Origin of the sequence: Paraburkholderia sp. RL18-101-BIB-B, assembly GCF_046026985.1 — a bacterium.
In the GTDB taxonomy this organism is placed as follows: Bacteria; Pseudomonadota; Gammaproteobacteria; order Burkholderiales; family Burkholderiaceae; genus Paraburkholderia.
Genome location: NZ_JARESV010000259.1, coordinates 1 through 210 on the forward strand (window position 1 = coordinate 1; position 210 = coordinate 210).

General features: G+C 47.1%; 1 rRNA gene. It reads right to left on the reverse strand.

Going from position 1 to position 210, the window contains the following annotated elements:
- Positions 1-84: ribosomal RNA gene (locus P0D73_RS46990) — 16S ribosomal RNA — on the reverse strand; the annotation flags it as partial.
- Between the last annotated feature and the right edge of the window lie 126 nt (positions 85-210).

Below are 210 nucleotides of genomic sequence, written 5' to 3' on the forward strand. Positions count from 1 at the left end.
ATTGCTCCCGTGCTGCCGTTCGACTTGCATGTGTAAGGCATGCCGCCAGCGTTCAATCTGAGCCAGGATCAAACTCTTCAGTTCAATACCTGTTACTGTTTTCGGTTCATTTAAGAACCGGTCGCTCACTCAACGTACTGACGATGATTTGATTGCTCAAACCTTCCTCTAATACTGTGTGAGACTTGATACTTTCGCTTGGTCGGCAGA